Here is a 17169-nt window from a genome sequence, read left to right as displayed (position 1 = left end):
TCGACCCGCTTGGATCAGCAGGCCCATCCACGCCAGCCCCGGGACCGGCCAACTTCGCTCACGAGAAACTCGATCGCGGTGGCGTCCGTTCCGCCCTGTCGGGCTGACGAAGAGAACATTACATGGGCCCTCCGGGGACGCAAAATCGAGCCCCGGCGCCCGGCGGCGGTCAGCCGATCCGGTCGATGACGATGGGCGGCAGGTCCGGGCGGGAGCCCTCGGGGGCGATGGTGAAGCCGCCCTCCAGCGCCTCGAGCGCACGCCCGAAACGCTCGGGCTCGTCGGTGTGCAGGGTGAGCAGCGGCTCTCCCCCGCGCACGCTGGCCCCCGGCTTGGCGTGCAGCTCCACGCCGGCGCCGGCCTGCACCGGGTCCTCCTTGCGTGCGCGCCCGGCACCCAGGCGCCACGCCGCCACGCCCACGGCGAGGGCGTCGAGCTCGACGAGCACGCCGTCGGCGGGCGCGAGCACGTGGTGGGTCTCGCGCGCCGTCGGCAGCGGGGCGTCGGGGTCTCCCCCCTGGGCGCGGATCATCCGGCGCCACACGTCCATGGCCCGCCCGTCGGCGAGCACGTCGGCGGGATCGATGTCGTCGCGCCCCGCACCGGCGACCATCTCCCGCGCGAGGGCAAGGGTCAGCTCGACGACGTCGCCGGGCCCTCCACCGGCCAGCACCTCCACCGACTCACGCACCTCGAGCGCGTTGCCGGCGGTGAGCCCGAGCGGGGTCTCCATGTTCGTCAGGAGGGCGACGGTGCGCACCCCTGCGTCGGTGCCGAGGCGCACCATCGTCTCGGCGAGCTCGCGGGCCTGGCCGAGCTCCTTCATGAAGGCCCCCGAGCCGACCTTGACGTCGAGCACGAGCGAGCCCGTGCCCTCGGCGATCTTCTTGCTCATGATCGAGGTCGCGATGAGGGGCACGCAGGACACGGTGCCCGTGACGTCGCGCAACGCATACAGCTTCTTGTCGGCCGGGGCGAGGCCGCTGCCGGCCGCGCAGATCACCGCCCCGACGTCCTCGAGCTGGCGCATCATCTGCTCGTTCGTCACGTCGGCACGCCAGCCGGGGATCGACTCGAGCTTGTCGAGCGTGCCTCCCGTGTGGCCGAGACCACGGCCCGACAGCTGCGGCACCGCGACCCCGCAGGCGGCCACGATCGGCGCGAGCGGGAGGGTGATCTTGTCGCCCACCCCGCCGGTCGAGTGCTTGTCGCTCGTCGGCCGCGAGAGGCCCGAGAAGTCGAGCCGCTCGCCGGAGCGGATCATCGCGTCGGCCCACCGGGCGATCTCTCGCGGCGACATGCCGTTGAGGTAGATCGCCATGGCGAGCGCCGACATCTGCTCCTCCGCGACGGCGCCCCGGGTGTAGGCGTCGATCACCCAGTCGATCTGGGCGTCGGACAGCTCGGCCCGGTCACGCTTGGCGGAAATGACGTCGACGGCATCGAAGGCTTCGCTCACGGGACCCATCATGTCCCAGCGACTCCACGCGACGCGCGGCACCCGCGCCGGTTCAGCCCTCGGCGTGGCGCAGGTGCTCGGCCCCGAACGCCTGGGGCAGCACGGCCGACATCGGCAGCACTCCCTCGGGCGTCATGAGCAGGCACTCGGGGCCGCCGTTCTCCCACAGCAGCTGACGGCAGCGACCACAGGGCATCAGGGCCCGGCCGTCACCGCCCACGCAGAACACGGCCGTGAGTCGCCCGCCCCCGGTCGCGTGCAGCTCGGAGACCATGCCGCACTCCGCGCAGAGCGTCACGCCGTAGGCGGCGTTCTCGACGTTGCAGCCGCCGACGACGCGCCCGTCGTCGACGAGGCCCGCCACGCCCACCCGGAACCTCGAATAGGGCGCGTAGGCGCGCTCCATCAGCTCGACGGCGCGCAGCCGCAGCGCCTCCCAGTCCTCGGGCGACACCTAGTGGTCCCCCGCCATGAGGCGACCGATCTCGGTGCGGTCGGCGTCGGCACCCGGCATCTCGGCGACGACCTTGCCGCCGTGGATCACCGCGATGCGGTCGGCGAGCGAGAGCACCTCGTCGAGCTCGGCCGAGACGAGCAGCACCGCGGCGCCCTCGTCGCGCGCCGCCACGATGCGGCGGTGGATGAACTCGATCGAGCCGACGTCGACGCCACGGGTCGGCTGGGCCGCCATCAACAGCTTCGGCCCGAAGCTCATCTCACGCGCGACGACGACCTTCTGCTTGTTGCCGCCGGAGAGCGAGCCCGCCGGCGCCGAGACGCCCGCCGCCCGGATGTCGAACTCCGCGAAGAGCGCCTCGGCGTTCGCGCGGACCGCGTCGAAGTCGCGCACCGGCCCGTTCGCGAAGGGCTTCTCCGAGAACCGGTTGAGCACGAGGTTGTCGGCGAGGGAGTACGAGGCGACGAGGCCGTGACGCTCGCGGTCCTCGGGGATGTGGCCCACACCGGCGAGGTGCGTCTGGCGCGGGTTGGCCCGGGTGATGTCCTTGCCGAGCAGGTCGATGCGGCCGGACTGCGGCGGACGCATGCCGGCGATGGCCTCGACGAGCTCGCGCTGGCCGTTGCCCTCGACGCCGGCCACGCCGACGATCTCACCCGCGCGCACGTCGAGGCTGAAGCCGTCGACGGCCCGCAGCTGGCGGTCGTCGAGCACGACGAGGTCGCGGATCGACAGGACGTCGTCGCCCGGCTGGGCCTCGTCCTTGTCGACGCGCAGCACGACGTCGCGGCCCACCATCATCGTGGCGAGCCCGCGGGCGTCGGTGTCGGCCGTCCTGACCTCGCCGACGACGGCGCCCTGGCGCAGCACGTAGACGCGGTCGGCCGCCGCGAGCACCTCGCGCAGCTTGTGCGTGATGAAGACGATCGACGTGCCGCCGGCCGCGAGCTCCTTCATGACCGTCAGCAGCTCGTCGGTCTCCTGCGGCGTGAGCACGGCGGTCGGCTCGTCGAGGATGAGCAGGTCGGCCCGTCGCGAGAGCGCCTTGAGGATCTCGACGCGCTGCTGCGTGCCGACGGGGAGGTCCTCGACCTCGGCGTCGGGGTCGACCTTGAGGCCGTGCTTGTCCGACAGCTCGCGCACGAGGCGCCGGGCGCGCTCGATGTCGAGGACCCCGCGGCTCGTCGTCTCGTGACCGAGCACCATGTTCTCGGCGACGGTCATGACCGGCACGAGCTGGAAGTGCTGGTGCACCATGCCGATGCCCCGGCGGATCGCGTCCTTGGGGTCCTTGATCGGGCTCGCGTCGCCCTTGATGGCGATGGTGCCGTGGTCGGGCTGGACGAGGCCGAAGATCTGCTTGACGAGGGTCGACTTGCCCGCGCCGTTCTCCCCGAGCAGCGCGACGATCTCGCCGCGCCCGACGTGGAGGCTGATGTCGCGGTTGGCCCGCACCGTGCCGTAGGACTTCGAGAGCCCGGTGATGTCGAGCAGGCGCTCGGCCCGCTGCTCCGCCGACGGGCCGTCCTGCTGCGGCAGCGACGTCTCCTGCTGGGTCACGAGCCCTCTCCCTTCACGAACGGCTGGCCGACGGCGCCCGGGGCGCGCACGCGTCCGGCGGCGACCGCCAGCACCACGAGGGTCAGCAGGTAGGGCAGCAGGGTGATGAACTGCTGCGGGATGTTGACGACGCCCTGCAGCTGCGAGGCGAGCGCGTTGGCGAAGCCGAAGAAGAGCGCGGCGGCGAAGACGCGCAGGGGGCGCCACCCCCCGAAGATGAGGATGGCGAGGGCGAGGAAGCCGCGCCCCGCCGTCATGCCGCGCTCGAAGCCCGACGTCGCCTCCATCGAGAGGAAGGCACCGGCCGCGCCGGCGAAGATGCCACCGATCGTGACGTTGACGAGGCGCATCGCGATGACGTCGATGCCGGCCGTGTCGGCGGCGGACGGGTACTCGCCGATGGCGCGCGTGCGCAGGCCCCAGCGGGTGCGGAAGAGCGCGAAGTGCACGACGGGCACCGCGACGAGCGCGAAGAGCGCGATCGGGCCGGTCTGGAAGAACACGTCACCGAGGAGCGGGATCTTCGACAGGACCGGGATCTCCCACTGCGGCATGTTGCTCGAGAGGACCCTGCCCGGGCGGTAGAAGAAGGACGTCAGGCCGGTCGCGACGATGTTGATGACGACACCGGCGATGATCTGGTCCATCAGGCCCTTGACCGTCGTCAGGGCGAGGAACGCGCCCATCGCGATGCCGGCCGCCATGCCGACGAGGACGCCGACGACGAGGGAGCCGCTGGCCGCCGCGGAGAAGAACGCCGCGAAGGCGGCCACGAGCATCTGGCCCTCGATGCCGATGTTGACGACGCCCGATCGCTCACCGACGACGCCGGTGAGCGCGCCGAGCACGAGCGGCACGGCGAAGAACCAGGCGCCCTTGAACATCGACGTCGCGACGTTGTCGTTCACGGCGTAGAAGACGTAGGACGCGACCAGCACGACGACGACCGCGCCGACCGGGATGCGGTTGCGCTTCAGCCACTCCATGTCAGGACCCCCAGCTGCTCGCGAGCGCGGACGACTTCGCGGTGTGACGTCGGAAGATCAGCTTCGCGATGATGGGCAGCGACACGAGCAGCAGGGTGATCGCGAGCAGCATGTCGACGATCTCGGGCTGGATGCCGGTGTTGAACATCAGCGTCGAGGAGCCGGCGCGCAGCGCGCCCACGAGCAGGGCGGCCGGGATCGTGCCGAGCGGGCTCGACCGGGCGAGCAGGGCGATCGTGATGCCGTCGAAGCCGAGCGAGCCGGCGATGCCGTCCTGGTAGCGGTAGGGGTCGATCTCGAGGTACTCGATCGCGCCGGAGAGGCCGGCGAGCCCACCGGCGACGGCCATGGCGAGCACGATCATGCTGCCGAGCTTGATGCCGGCGTACGAGGCGGCGTTGCGGTTGCGCCCGATCGTCTCGAACTGGAAGCCGAGCGTCGTGCGACGCAGCATCCAGGCGACGAGGACGGCGAGGACGAGAGCGATCGGCAGGCCGATCGGCACGAAGCCGAGCGGTGTCAGCTTCGAGGCGTCGGGCGCCGGGTAGGAGCTCGGGTAGGACTGCGACGGGTCCTTGAGCGGCCCGTTGACGAGGTAGTCGATGAGGCCGGCGGCGATCGAGTTGAGCATGATCGTCGAGATGACCTCGTGCACGCCGCGGGAGGCCTTGAGCGCACCCGCGATCGAGGCCCACATGGCGCCACCGAGGATGCCGGCGACCATCGCGATGACGGCGATGAGGAAGCCCGGCGCCTCGCGCACCGCGTGCGCGGCGGCGGCCGCGCAGATCGCGCCCGACATGAGCTGGCCCTGCGCGCCGATGTTGAACAGGCCGACGCGGAGCGGGATGACGACCGCGAGGCCGCAGAGGATGAGCGGCACCATCTTCTCGAAGGTGCCCTGCAGGCCGTCGCCGGTGCCGAAGGAGTAGGAGAAGAGGCTCTGGTAGGCGTACATCGGGCTGACGCCCTGAGCCCGGATGAGGATCGCGCCGATGGCGAGGGCCGCCACGACGGCCACGATCGGGACGATGACGGACTGCTCACGCACGAGCAGCCCGAGCACCCCGGTCGGTGGCGGGGGGGCTCCCCGCTCGGCCACCACGGGCGGCGGTGCGGTCTCCGTGGCGACGGCGCCCTTGCGGGGCGTCCCGTCCGACGGCTCTCTGGGATCGGCCATCTCGGACCTCTCGACTCCTTGTCTGGGCTGGGTCATGCGGTGCGCGGGCGAACCGGCGCACGACGGCGTCGAGCGGGTGCCCCGGTGGAGCACCCGCTCGACGACATCATGATGGGACTCTAGTGCGGATCGGATCCGCCTTCGAGGAGGTGGCGATCAGGGCTTGTAGCCCGTGGCGAGCGAGCCGTCCTCGAGCTTCTTGACGACGTCGGCGACCTTCGTCTTGACGTCGGCCGGGACCTTGCTGTCGAAGTCGTGGAACGACGAGATGCCGGCCGTGCCGAAGAAGTTGCCCGGCTTGATCGAGTTGCCCTTGATCTGCTTGAGCAGCTCGCCGATGCCGTCCTTCTCGTGCTTCTCGGCCGAGGTGATGAGGCACGGGTGCGCAGCCGGCAGCGTGTCCCACTGGTCGAGGTCGACACCGATGCAGAAGAGCTTGTCGCCCGCGCCGGCCGTCTTGGCCGTCTCCTGCAGCGCGCCGTTGCCCGTGCCGCCACCGGCACCGAAGATGAAGTCGGCGCCCTGGGCGAGCATCTTCTTGGCCTCACCGGCACCCCACACGGGGTCGTTGAAGGCGGTGTTGCCGGCCGGGTGGTAGACCTTCGAGACCGCGACGGCCGGGTTGGCGGCCTTGGCGCCGTTCTCGTAGCCGGCGGCGTAGGCCTGGGTCGGCGGGATCTCCTGGCCGAGCACGACGCCGATCTTGTTCGACTTCGTCATGAGGCCGGCAAGGTAACCGGCGGCGTAACCGGCCTGGTCCTCGTGGAAGATGAGGCCGGTCACGTTGTTGACGACCGGGTCGGCCTGGAACTGGTCGAAGCCGATGAACTTCGTGTTCGGGTAGTTCTTGCCGGCCTCGCGCGTCGCGTCGGCCATCAGGAAGCCGACCGTGACGATGACGTCGTACTTGGCGTCGGTGAACTGCTTGATGTTCTTCGCGTAGTCCTTGGGGTCGGTCGTCTCGATGTACTTCGTCTGGGCACCGAGCTCACCCTTGACCTGCTCCACGCCTTCCCATGCGGCCTGGTTGAAGCCCTTGTCGTCGACCTTGCCGACGTCGGTCACGAGGCCGACGCAGAACACCTCTGCGCTCGAGCAGTCGCCCGAGGCGGCCGTGTTGCCGCCACCACCAGAGCCGGCGGCAGGACCCGACGTCCCACCACAGCCCGCGAGTGCGGCGACCAGACCGGTCGCGACGACCGCACTCAACTTCACATGTGAACGCAAGGCGCTCTCCTTCAGTCCGTCGGGCCGACGACGACATCGGCCCAGATAGCACGGAACTGTAGACCCCGGCGCCACAAGAACTGAGTGCGTCGGGGCAACTCGCAGGAAGTGTTATCGATCCGCGACCGCGCTCAGCGGAGCCACTCCGCCGAGCGTCGGCGAGCCCGCGAGCCGGGCCGCGGATGCGAAGACGACGCCCGCGAGCGTGCGCGCCCCGACGCTGATCGCGGCCTCGTCGACGACGAGGTCGCCGCGGTGCAGGTCGAAGGTGTGGCCACCCGGCGAGCGGGTGCCGAGCCGGCCCATGGCCCCCGGCACGTGCGTCAGGTACCACGCGAAGTCTTCGCCGCCCAGCGACTGCGGCGTCGGCGCGACGTGCGAGCCCGTGCCGGTGACCGCGGCGGTCAGCGCGTCGATGCAGCCCGCGTCGTTGACGACGGGGGGCACGCCCTTGGTGATGTTCACCTCGGCCGTGACGGCATACGGCTTGACGACCTCGTGCACGACGGCCTCGAGCAGGCGCTCGACGCCCTCCCAGATGCCGGCGTCGAGCATCCGGAGCGTGCCGCCGACCTTGCCCGAGCTCGGGATGACGTTGTGCGCGCCGCCCGAGTGGATCGAGCCCCACACGAGCGCGGCGCCGGCGCGCGGGTCGAGACGGCGCGAGAGGACGGCCGGCACGTCGGTGACGACCTTCGCGAGGGCGTACGTCAGGTCCTGGGTGAGGTGCGGGCGGGAGGTGTGGCCGCCACGGCCCGAGAGGGTCACGTCGATCTGGTCGGCGGCCGCGGTGATCGCGCCGACGCGGAGCCCGACCTGCCCGGCGTCGAGGCCCGGGTCGCAGTGCAGGGCGAAGATGCGGTCGACGCCCTCGAGCCCCTGCTGGGCCACGACGTCCTCGGCGCCGCCGGGCATCAGCTCCTCGGCGGGCTGGAAGACGAGCCGGGCGCCGATGCCGGCCGCGCGGAGCCGGTCCTCCACGCCCGCGAGCGCGATGGCCGCGCCGAGCAGGGCGGTCGTGTGCACGTCGTGGCCGCACGAGTGGCTGACGCCGTCGGTCTGCGAGGCGAACTCCAGCCCGGTCTGCTCGCGGATCGGCAGCGCGTCGAGGTCGGCGCGCAGCGCGATGCGGTGCGTCGGGTGCTCGGCGCCGAGGTCGGCGACGAGGCCGGTGCCGCGCAGCCGGCGCACGGCGAAACCCTCGCGCTCGAGGCGCTCGGCGACGATGGCCGTGGTGCGCACCTCGCCGCGGCCGAGCTCGGGGTGCGTGTGCAGGTCACGACGGATGGCGACGAGCTCCGGCACGTGCTCCTCGACGCTCCTGGAGATGGCGTCGAAGGGCAGGGAGAGGGAGCGGTCGGTCACGAGCACGGGAGTCTAGCGAGAGGATGGGCCGCGACCCCGGACGTCGGGGTCCTTCGGCCACGCGGGGAGCGCGAGAGGAGGCGGTGGTGAGCGGGCAGCCCGAGCACGACTCCGCGCACCCGGACGTCGTGCGGCGCGTCGCCGACCTCGTCGACCGCGCCCTACCGTTCACGTCGGTCGGGACCGGGTCCTCCCCCGCCACCGTGTGGTGCGGCGACGTCGTCGCGCACGTACGCGCGGGCGCCGACCCGCTCGAGCCGTGGCGGGCGGCGCTGCGCACGCAGATGGAGCAGCGCCACGCCGCACCCGTCCCCTCGCACGTGCCGGCCGCCTTCGTGCTGCAGTGGTGGTGCGAGGTCGTCGCGACCCCGATCGCGTATGCCGCCGTGCTCGGCCCGTGGGTGCTCACCCCGTCGGGCGCGGGGCTGGGTTTCGAGCTCGCCGCGGGGCTCCACCCGGCGCGGCTCGTGCTCGACCCGGCGGCCGTCGGCGTCGAGGCGGACGCGGACCCGCGGCGCTGCCTCGAACGGGCCCGGGCGGCATACCTCGGCCTGGTCTCGGAGGTCGTCACCGGCTTCGCCCCCGACGTGCGGATGGGCTCGCGGCAGCGCTGGGGCGTCGTGGAGGACCTGTGGTCGGGCACGGTCCGACGCGCGCGGGGCGCCGCCGGCGAGAGCGTCGGCACGGAGCCGACGCGGGTGTCGTGCTGCTTCATCTACGCGTTGCCGGGCATGCGCGAGTGCGCGGCCTGTCCCCGGAGCGGACGCCCGCGGGGGCGCCACTAGGGTGACGGCCATGCCGCACGCACTGCCCTCCCCCGACCTCGTCGTCGTCCACGAGGAGGTGCGCGAGGCCCTGGCCGCCGGCGTCGGCGTCGTCGCCCTCGAGAGCACGATCCTCGCCCACGGGCTCCCCCACCCCGACAACGTGACGGTCGCCGCGCAGATCGAGGACGCGGTGCGCGCGGGCGGGGCCGTGCCGGCGACGATCGCGCTGCTCGACGGCGTCGTCCACATCGGCCTCGGCGCCCGCGAGGTCGAGCGCGTCTGCACCGACCCCGACATCGCGAAGCTCTCGGTGCGCGACGTGGGCGTCGCTGCGGCACTGCGACTCTCGGGCGCGACGACCGTCGCCTCGACCTCCGCGCTGGCCCACCTCGCGGGCATCCGCGTCTTCGCGACCGGAGGGCTCGGCGGGGTGCACCGCGGCGCGTCGGAGACCTTCGACGTCTCCGCCGACCTCGGCGTGCTCGCGTCGACGCCCGTGCTCGTCGTCTGCGCCGGGGTCAAGTCGATCCTCGACGTCGCGGGCACCCTCGAGACCCTCGAGACGCTCTCGGTGCCGGTGCTCGGCTTCCGCACCGACGCCTTCCCCGGCTTCTACCTCTCCGACTCCGGGCACGAGGTGCCCTGGCGGGTGGAGACGGCCGCCGACGCGGCACGCGTCGTCGTCACCCGTGACCGCCTCGGCACCGACGCGGCCGGCGTCGTGCTCGCCAACCCGCTGCCCGCCGACCGGCAGGTCGACCGCGAGCTGCACGACCGTCTCGTCACCGAGGGCCTGGCCCTGCTCGAGCGCGAGGGCGTGCACGGCAAGGACGTGACGCCGCGGCTGCTCGAGTACTTCCACGACCACTCCGGGGGCGAGTCCCTGCGCGCCAACGTCGAGCTCGTGCTGGCGAACGCCCGCCTCGCCGGCGAGGTCGCCGTCGAGGTGGCCGCCCAGACGGCCGCCTCGACGTCCGAGACGGGGGCGGGGTCGACACCGTCGGCGGGCGCATGACGACGCGGCCGGTCGTCGTCGTCGGTGACGTCGGGCTCGACGTCATCACCCGGCCCTCCGGTGACATCCGCTGGCACTCGGACACGCCGTCCGCGGTGGCCCTCGTGCCCGGTGGCGCCGGGGGCAACTCCGCCTCGTGGCTCGCCGGCCTCGGCGCGGAGGTGACGCTCGTGGCCCGGGTCGGCGACGACGCAGCCGGTCAGGCGTGCCGCGGCGAGCTCGAGTCCGCGGGCGTGACGTGCGCCTTCGCCGTCGACCCCACCCTGCCGACGTGCATGGTCGTCATCCTCCTCGATGCGCACGGCGACCGGACGATGTTCCCCGACCGCGGTGCGAACAAGGCGTTCTCGGTCGCCGATGTCGACCTCGCCGCGCTCGGCCTGCCCGCCGAGCCACGCCCCCACCTGCACCTGTCGGGCTACGTCCTCTTCGACGCCGGGTCGCGCGCGGCCGGCCTCGAGTCGCTGCGCCAGGCCCGCGCGCTCGGGTGGACGACGTCGGTCGACCCGCAGTCCCCGGCCCTCATCGAGCGCGAGGGCGTCGACGCGTTCTCCTCGTGGGTCGACGGCGTCGACCTGCTGCTGCCCAACGAGAACGAGGTCGCCGCCCTCGGCGGCCTCGGCGCGATCCTCGGCCACGCGCGCGAGGTCGTCGCCACCTACGGCGCGGCTGGTGCCCGCTGGGTCGGCCCCGACGTCGACGTGACGGCCGAGGCGCCGCACGTCGAGAACGTCGACGCCACCGGCTGCGGCGACGCCTTCAACGCCGGGCTGCTCGCGTCGTGGCTGCGCGGCGGCGACCGGGTCACCGCCCTGCAGGCCGGGGTGGCCGCAGGCAGCGCCGCCGCCGCCCGCGTCGGCGCCCGCCCCAGCTGAACCCAGCTGACCCCGGCCACCCGGCATACGCCCTCGGCCGGCGGCCCGACGGACCGCCACGAACCCGCCGACCGCGCCCCGGCCGTGCTCAGGGCGCGGCCGGCGGCGCGCTGGTGGCGGTCCGCCGGGCCGGCAGCCCCGGCATCCGGGCTCGGGTCAGAAGCTCTCGTGCGGCTGGTAGACGCCCCAGACGGCGCGCAGCGCGTGCGCCACCTCGCCGCCCGTCGCGCGCGCGGAGAGCGCCTCCTTCATCGGGTAGAGCACGTTGTCGGTGCCGCGGGCGGCGTCCTGCAGCTTCGCGAGCGCGGCGTCGACGGCGGCCTGGTCGCGGTCGGAGCGCAGCGCCTCGAGCCGGGCGCGCTGGTCGGCCTCGATGGTCGGGTCGACGCGCAGCGGGTCGTAGCGCTCCTCCTGGTCGAGGGTGAAGCGGTTGACGCCGACGACGGTGCGCTCGCCGCCGTCGATCTCGAGCTGCACGCGGTAGGCCGACCGCTCGATCTCGGACTTCTGGAAGCCCTGCTCGATGGCCGCGACCGCGCCGCCCTTGTCCTCCACCTGCTGGATGAGGTCGAGCGCGGCGGCCTCGATGTCGTCGGTCATCGACTCGACGACGTACGAACCGGCAAACGGGTCAACGGTCTTCGTCACGTCGGTCTCGTAGGCGATGACCTGCTGGGTGCGCAGCGCGAGGCGTGCGGCCTTCTCGGTCGGCAGCGCGATCGCCTCGTCGAAGCTGTTCGTGTGCAGCGACTGCGTGCCGCCGAGCACCGCGCCGAGGCCCTGGAGCGCGACGCGGACGAGGTTGACCTCGGGCTGCTGGGCGGTCAGCTGCACGCCGGCGGTCTGGGTGTGGAAGCGCAGCATCATCGACTTCGGGTTCTGGGCGCCGAACTCCTCCTTCATGATCCGCGCCCAGATGCGCCGTGCCGCACGGAACTTCGCAACCTCCTCGATGAGCGTCGTGCGCGCGACGAAGAAGAACGAGAGGCGCGGCGCGAAGTCGTCGACGTGCAGCCCGGCGGCCTGCGCGGCACGGACGTACTCGATGGCGTTGGCGATGGTGAAGGCGATCTCCTGCACGGGCGTCGCCCCGGCCTCGGCCATGTGGTAGCCGGAGATGGAGATGGTGTTCCAGCGCGGCATCTCCTTGTGGCAGTAGGCGAAGATGTCGGCGATGAGGCGCAGCGACTCGCGCGGCGGGTAGATGTAGGTGCCGCGCGCGATGTACTCCTTGAGCACGTCGTTCTGGATGGTGCCGGTCAGCTGGTCGCCGGCGACGCCCTGCTCCTCCGCGACGAGCTGGTAGAGCAGCAGCAGCGTCGAGCCGGGCGCGTTGATCGTCATCGACGTCGAGATCTTGTCGAGCGGCAGGCCGTCGAAGAGGGTGCGCATGTCGTCGAGGCTGTCGATGGCGACGCCGACCTTGCCGACCTCACCGTGCGCGATGGCCTCGTCGGAGTCGTAGCCCATCTGCGTCGGCAGGTCGAAGGCGACCGAGAGGCCACCGGTGCCGGCCTTGACGAGCTGGTGGTAGCGCTCGTTGCTCTCCTTGGCCGTGCCGAAGCCGGCGTACTGGCGCATCGTCCACGGCCGACCCGTGTACATCGACGGGTAGACGCCCCTCGTGAAGGGGTAGTGCCCGGGGGCGCCGAGCTTGGCGTCGGCGTCGAAGCCGGCGAGGGCCGACGCGTCGTAGACGGGCTCGATGGGCAGGTCGGACTCGGAGCGCGCGCCAGTGCTGTCAGCCATGGTGCCGAGCGTATCGGCGAGCGGGTCGCCCGCCGCAGGTCGCCCGCCGAGAGTTGCCGATCTCACGTCGCCGAGGCCGTATGCCGGGTGGTCGGGTCCGCACGCACCCTGGCCTCTCGACGCGTCGGGACCCACAAGAAGAGGCCTCTCGACGGTTCGGGACCCGCAGGATTTGGCCTCTCGACGGTTCGGGGCCGACGAGGAGTGGCCTCTCGACGGTTCAGGCGCCGGCGGGCCAGCTGTCCGTGATCTGGCTGCGTCGCTCGCTCCACTCGTCCTCGAGCGCTCCGAGCCGCTCCGCGAGGAACTCGAGGAAGGCCACCGAGAGCTGGAGCCGCCGGCCGGCGGGGGTCGCCGTGCCGCCCACCGCGTCGACGCCCGAGCGCATGCCGGCCTCGAGCTGCGCGAGCACCCGGTCTCGGCTCAGCATGGCGCCGTGCCAGGCGTCGGCCTGCACGACGTAGACGTCACGGCGCGAGCCGCGCGTGCGCTCCTTGCCGATGAGCGCCGTCTGGGTGAGGTAGCGGACCGCACCCGAGATGGCGGCCGGGCTGACCTCGAGCCGGTCGGTGAGCTCGGCGGCCGTCATGCGGCCGTCGTCGTCGGCGAGCAGCTGGGCGAAGACCCGGGAGGCGAGGCGCGGCATGCCGGCGTCGGTCAGGGTGTCGCCGAGGCGCTCCACGTACGACGAGACCGCCTGCTCGTCTCGTGCTGGTCGCCGCGCTGCCGTCACCACTGCTCCTTCCGTCGGGTGCCCCGACCCTAAACCACGCTCAACAGTATTCAGTAGATGCTGAATGATGTGTACCGTCGATGTATGACGACCGCCATCGAGGTCCACGGGTTGCACAAGACGTTCGGCCGCACGGTCGCCCTCGACGGCCTCGACCTGGTGGTGCGCACGGGCGAGATCCACGGCTTCCTCGGCCCGAACGGCGCCGGCAAGTCGACGACGCTGCGCATCCTGCTCGGACTGCTGCGCGCCGACCGGGGCGAGGCCACGCTGCTCGGCGGCGACCCGTGGCGCGACGTGGAGACCCTGCACCGCCGGCTCGCCTACGTGCCCGGCGACGTCGCGCTCTGGCCCAACCTCACCGGCGGCGAGGTCATCGACGTGCTCGGCCGGCTCCGCGGCGGCGTCGACGAGCGGCGACGCGCCGAGATGGTCCAGCGCTTCGACCTCGACCCGACGAAGAAGGGCCGGTCGTACTCCAAGGGCAACCGGCAGAAGGTGGCGCTCGTGGCGGCGCTCTCCTCGGACGTCGAGCTGCTGCTCCTCGACGAGCCGACCTCGGGCCTCGACCCACTCATGGAGGCGGTCTTCCGCGACGTCGTGCACGAGTTCCGCGAGGCGGGCGGCACCGTGCTGCTCTCGAGCCACATCCTCTCCGAGGTCGAGCAGGTCTGCGACCGGGTCAGCATCATCCGCGAGGGTCGCGACGTCGAGTCCGGCACCCTCGAGCAGCTGCGCCACCTCTCCCGAACGACCGTGCACGCGACGCTGGCACGCACGCCCGACGCCGCCGCGATCGCGGCACTGCCGGGCGTCGGCGATCTCGTCGTCACCGACCACCACGTGACGTGCACCGTGGGCGGCGACGAGCTCGGCCGCCTGCTCGAGGTGCTCGGCGCCCACGGCATCACCGGCCTGAGCAGCGCGCCACCGACCCTCGAGGAGCTGTTCATGGAGCAGTACCGCCGCGCCCCGGCGGCGACGTCGTGACGACCGTCGCGGCCCGGCCGCGTCCGGGTGGGCCGGGTGGGCCGGGCGGACCGGCCCGCCCGGCCGGCCCGGGGCTGACGGGGACCGTGGCGCTGCTGCGCCTCGCCGCCCGGCGCGACCGGGTGCTCGTGCCGGCGAGCGCGATCGGCCTCGCCGGCTTCGTCGCGCTGTCGGCCCAGGCGACCTTCGCGCTCTTCCCCGACCTGGCCCAGGCCCAGGCCTCGATGGCGTCGACGCTCGCCAACCCCGCCCTCGTCGCCATGTACGGCCCGATCTCGAGCCTCGGCATCGACTCGATCGCGACCTTCAAGTCGGTGCTCCTGGGCGGCGTCTTCCTCGCCCTGCTCGCCTACGTCGTCGTGCGCCGCCACACCCGCACCGAGGAGGAGGCCGGTCGTCTCGAGCTGCTCGGCGCGGGGGTCGTCGGCCGGCGGGCCGCGCTGACCGCAGCCGTCCTGCTCGGCACCGCCGCCGTGCTCCTGACCGTCGTGCTCACCGTGGCGTGGTCGGTCGCCGTCGGGCTCGACCCGGCGGGCTCGGTGGCGCTCGGCGCCGCATGGCTCGCCATGGGTCTCTCGTGGGTCGGCGTCACGGCCGTCGCCGCCCAGCTGACGTCGAGCACGCGGGGCACGGCCGGCTGGTCGCTCGGTGCCCTCGCGGTCGCGTTCCTCGTGCGGGCCGTCGGCGACACCGCCGCCGACGGCAGTCCCCTCCGCGTACTCAGCTGGCTCACGCCGCTGGGCTGGGGCGTGCAGGTGGCGCCCTACGGCGCGAACCGGGTGTGGGTCGCCGGGCTCGGGGTGCTGGCGTATGCCGTCCTCGTCGTCGTCGCGTACGCGCTCCTCGACCGCCGCGACCTCGGCGCCGGCGTGCTGCCCAGCCGTCCGGGCCGTGCCCGCAGCGACATCAGCACCGCCGGCGGGCTGACCCGGCGGCTGGCCCGCGGCACCCTCGTGGGGTGGGTGACGGCCTATGTCGTGCTCGGGGTGGTGCTCGGCTCGATCGCGGGCAGCGTGGAGTCGTCTGTCGACTCCCCCGAGGTGGCCGACATGCTGCGGGCCATGGGCGGCGACGCCGGATCGGTCACCGACCTCTACTTCTCCACCGAGCTGCACTTCGCCGCCGTCGGGGCCTCGGCCCTCGCGATCGCGCTCGTCACCCGCATGCACACCGAGGAGACGACCGCGAGGCTCGAGGCCGTGCTCGCGACACCGGTCCGGCGCACGCGCTGGGCCCTGGGTCACGTCGTCCTGGCCGTCGCCGCCTCGGCCACCGTGCTCGTCGTCAGCGCCGCGGTGGCGGCGCTCGTGCACGGCGCGGACGTCGGTGACGTCGGCGGCCAGCTGACCCAGCTCGTCGGGGCGGCGCTCTCGACGCTGCCGGCCGTCTGGGTGGCGCTCGGCGTGGCCGTGCTGCTGCACGGCGCGCTCCCGAGGTTCACCGGGCTCGCCTGGGCGGCGCTCATCGTCTTCCTCCTCCTCGGCGAGTTCGGCGACCTGCTCGACCTGCCCGGCTGGCTCGTCGACCTCTCGCCCTTCACCCACCTTCCGGCGCTGCCCGGCGGCGAGCTGGCGTGGGCGCCCCTGCTCGGGCTCACGGCCGTCGCGGTGGCCGTCACCGCCGCCGGCCTCGGGGCCCTGCGCCGCCGCGACATCGGCTGACCCGTCGCGGCGGTTCGGGCGCTGCGCCGGCTGATCGGTACGGTGTCCCCCATGACAGGCATCCCCGGCTTCTGGGCCGTGATCCCCGCCGGTGGCTCGGGAACCCGACTGTGGCCCATCTCGCGCCGCAGCTCACCCAAGTTCCTCCACGACCTCACCGGCTCCGGGCAGTCGCTGCTGCGCGCGACGTGGGACCGCCTCGAGCCCCTCGTCCAGGAGCGCATCCTCGTCGTCACCGGCGTCGCGCACGAGGAGGCCGTCCGCCGGCAGCTGCCGATGCTCGGCTACGACGCCGTCGTCGGCGAGCCCTCGCCCCGCGACTCGATGCCGGCCATCGGCCTCGCCGCGGCGATCCTCGAGCGGCGCGACCCGGAGGCCGTGCTCGGCTCCTTCGCCGCCGACCACGTCATCACCGAGCCGGAGAACTTCCGACGCGCCGTCGAGGAGGCCGTCGTGCTGGCCCGGCAGGGCGAGCTCGTCACCATCGGCATCGAGCCGACCCACGCCGCAACGGGATTCGGCTACATCCGCCTCGGTGAGGCCCTCGGGGTCGACGGCGCCCCGAGCGCGCACCGCGTCGACGAGTTCGTGGAGAAGCCGGACGCCGAGACCGCCGCGCGCTACCTCGAGACCGGTGCCTACCGGTGGAACGCGGGCATGTTCGTCGTGGGCGCGACGACGCTGCTCGAGCTGCTCGCCGAGAACCACGCGGAGATGGTCGACCACCTGCGCACCATCGCCGCCGACCCGCGCCGGATGCGCGACCTGTGGCCTGCGCTGCAGAAGATCGCCATCGACCACGCGGTGGCCGAGCCCGCGGCCGCGGCGGGGCGCGTGGCCGTCGTGCCGGCCGCGCTCGGCTGGGACGACGTCGGCGACTTCGCGGCCCTGACGACGCTCGTCGCCGAGTCGACCGACCTGCCGGGCATCACCGCGATCGGCCCGACCGACGACATCCTCAGCATCGACTCGACGGCCACCGTCGCGGCCGGCGGCCGGCTCGTCGCGCTCGTCGGCGTCGAGGGCCTCGTCGTCGTCGACACGCAGGACGCCCTGCTCATCACCACGCCCGAGCGCGCGCAGGACGTCAAGAAGATCGTCGAGGCGCTGACGGCCCAGGGCCGCACCGAGCTGACCTGACGCTG

The 17169-nt window shown here is 72.9% G+C and carries 15 protein-coding genes; 6 read left to right on the top strand and 9 right to left on the bottom strand.

Annotated elements, in window-relative coordinates:
• Positions 1-169: 169 nt before the first annotated feature.
• From ABD979_RS06955 to ABD979_RS06925, 7 genes are all read right to left on the bottom strand, one after another.
• On the bottom strand, positions 170-1459 hold the full coding sequence (locus ABD979_RS06955) for a thymidine phosphorylase (RefSeq protein WP_345506723.1): 1290 nt from the start codon (positions 1457-1459) through the stop codon (positions 170-172).
• Between the two features lie 52 nt (positions 1460-1511).
• On the bottom strand, positions 1512-1913 hold the full coding sequence (locus tag ABD979_RS06950) for a cytidine deaminase (protein WP_345506722.1): 402 nt from the start codon (positions 1911-1913) through the stop codon (positions 1512-1514).
• On the bottom strand, positions 1914-3476 hold the full coding sequence (locus ABD979_RS06945; RefSeq protein WP_345506721.1) for an ABC transporter ATP-binding protein: 1563 nt from the start codon (positions 3474-3476) through the stop codon (positions 1914-1916).
• Positions 3473-4462 (bottom strand): ABC transporter permease, encoded by a 990-nt coding sequence (locus ABD979_RS06940; protein WP_345506720.1) that lies wholly within the window; start codon positions 4460-4462, stop codon positions 3473-3475. Before ABD979_RS06940 ends, ABD979_RS06945 begins: the two co-directional genes overlap by 4 nt.
• 1 nt (position 4463) lies before the next feature.
• Positions 4464-5642, bottom strand: coding sequence for an ABC transporter permease (locus tag ABD979_RS06935; RefSeq protein WP_345506719.1), 1179 nt, complete (start codon positions 5640-5642; stop codon positions 4464-4466).
• Between the two features lie 156 nt (positions 5643-5798).
• Positions 5799-6869, bottom strand: a complete 1071-nt coding sequence (locus ABD979_RS06930; protein ID WP_345506718.1) for a BMP family ABC transporter substrate-binding protein — start codon at positions 6867-6869, stop codon at positions 5799-5801.
• Between the two features lie 111 nt (positions 6870-6980).
• Positions 6981-8240, bottom strand: a complete 1260-nt coding sequence (locus ABD979_RS06925) for an amidohydrolase (RefSeq protein ID WP_345506717.1) — start codon at positions 8238-8240, stop codon at positions 6981-6983.
• Positions 8241-8320: 80 nt separating this feature from the next.
• Here ABD979_RS06925 and ABD979_RS06920 point away from each other — a divergent pair, with 80 nt between their 5' ends.
• Genes ABD979_RS06920 through ABD979_RS06910 form a run of 3 tightly spaced genes read left to right on the top strand, consistent with a single transcriptional unit; the run spans position 8321 to position 10891 of the window.
• Complete coding sequence (locus tag ABD979_RS06920) at positions 8321-9019, top strand: (2Fe-2S)-binding protein (protein WP_345506716.1); 699 nt, start codon at positions 8321-8323, stop codon at positions 9017-9019.
• Positions 9020-9029: 10 nt separating this feature from the next.
• Complete coding sequence (locus ABD979_RS06915) at positions 9030-10016, top strand: pseudouridine-5'-phosphate glycosidase (protein WP_345506715.1); 987 nt, start codon at positions 9030-9032, stop codon at positions 10014-10016.
• On the top strand, positions 10013-10891 hold the full coding sequence (locus ABD979_RS06910; protein WP_345506714.1) for a carbohydrate kinase family protein: 879 nt from the start codon (positions 10013-10015) through the stop codon (positions 10889-10891). Before ABD979_RS06915 ends, ABD979_RS06910 begins: the two co-directional genes overlap by 4 nt.
• Before the next feature lie 156 nt (positions 10892-11047).
• On the opposite strand, the gene ABD979_RS06905 is transcribed toward ABD979_RS06910, so the two are convergent.
• Both ABD979_RS06905 and ABD979_RS06900 read right to left on the bottom strand, forming a co-directional pair.
• Positions 11048-12640 (bottom strand): acyl-CoA mutase large subunit family protein, encoded by a 1593-nt coding sequence (locus ABD979_RS06905; RefSeq protein WP_345506713.1) that lies wholly within the window; start codon positions 12638-12640, stop codon positions 11048-11050.
• 220 nt (positions 12641-12860) lie between these two features.
• Complete coding sequence (locus ABD979_RS06900; protein WP_345506712.1) at positions 12861-13373, bottom strand: GbsR/MarR family transcriptional regulator; 513 nt, start codon at positions 13371-13373, stop codon at positions 12861-12863.
• A gap of 84 nt (positions 13374-13457) precedes the next feature.
• Here ABD979_RS06900 and ABD979_RS06895 point away from each other — a divergent pair, with 84 nt between their 5' ends.
• From ABD979_RS06895 to ABD979_RS06885, 3 genes are read left to right on the top strand one after another with little or no spacing between them, the layout of a single operon-like run.
• Positions 13458-14363: an ABC transporter ATP-binding protein gene (locus ABD979_RS06895; RefSeq protein WP_345506711.1), complete on the top strand. Its 906-nt coding sequence runs from the start codon at positions 13458-13460 to the stop codon at positions 14361-14363.
• Complete coding sequence (locus ABD979_RS06890; protein ID WP_345506710.1) at positions 14360-16024, top strand: ABC transporter permease; 1665 nt, start codon at positions 14360-14362, stop codon at positions 16022-16024. Before ABD979_RS06895 ends, ABD979_RS06890 begins: the two co-directional genes overlap by 4 nt.
• Positions 16025-16075: 51 nt before the next feature.
• On the top strand, positions 16076-17164 hold the full coding sequence (locus ABD979_RS06885) for a mannose-1-phosphate guanylyltransferase (RefSeq protein ID WP_345506709.1): 1089 nt from the start codon (positions 16076-16078) through the stop codon (positions 17162-17164).
• Positions 17165-17169: the final 5 nt, after the last annotated feature.

It is taken from the genome of Terrabacter aeriphilus, assembly GCF_039542985.1.
Lineage (GTDB): Bacteria > Actinomycetota > Actinomycetes > Actinomycetales > Dermatophilaceae > Terrabacter > Terrabacter aeriphilus.
Note: the sequence above shows the minus strand (reverse complement) of the source record. Positions and strands in the feature narration are given on the sequence as shown.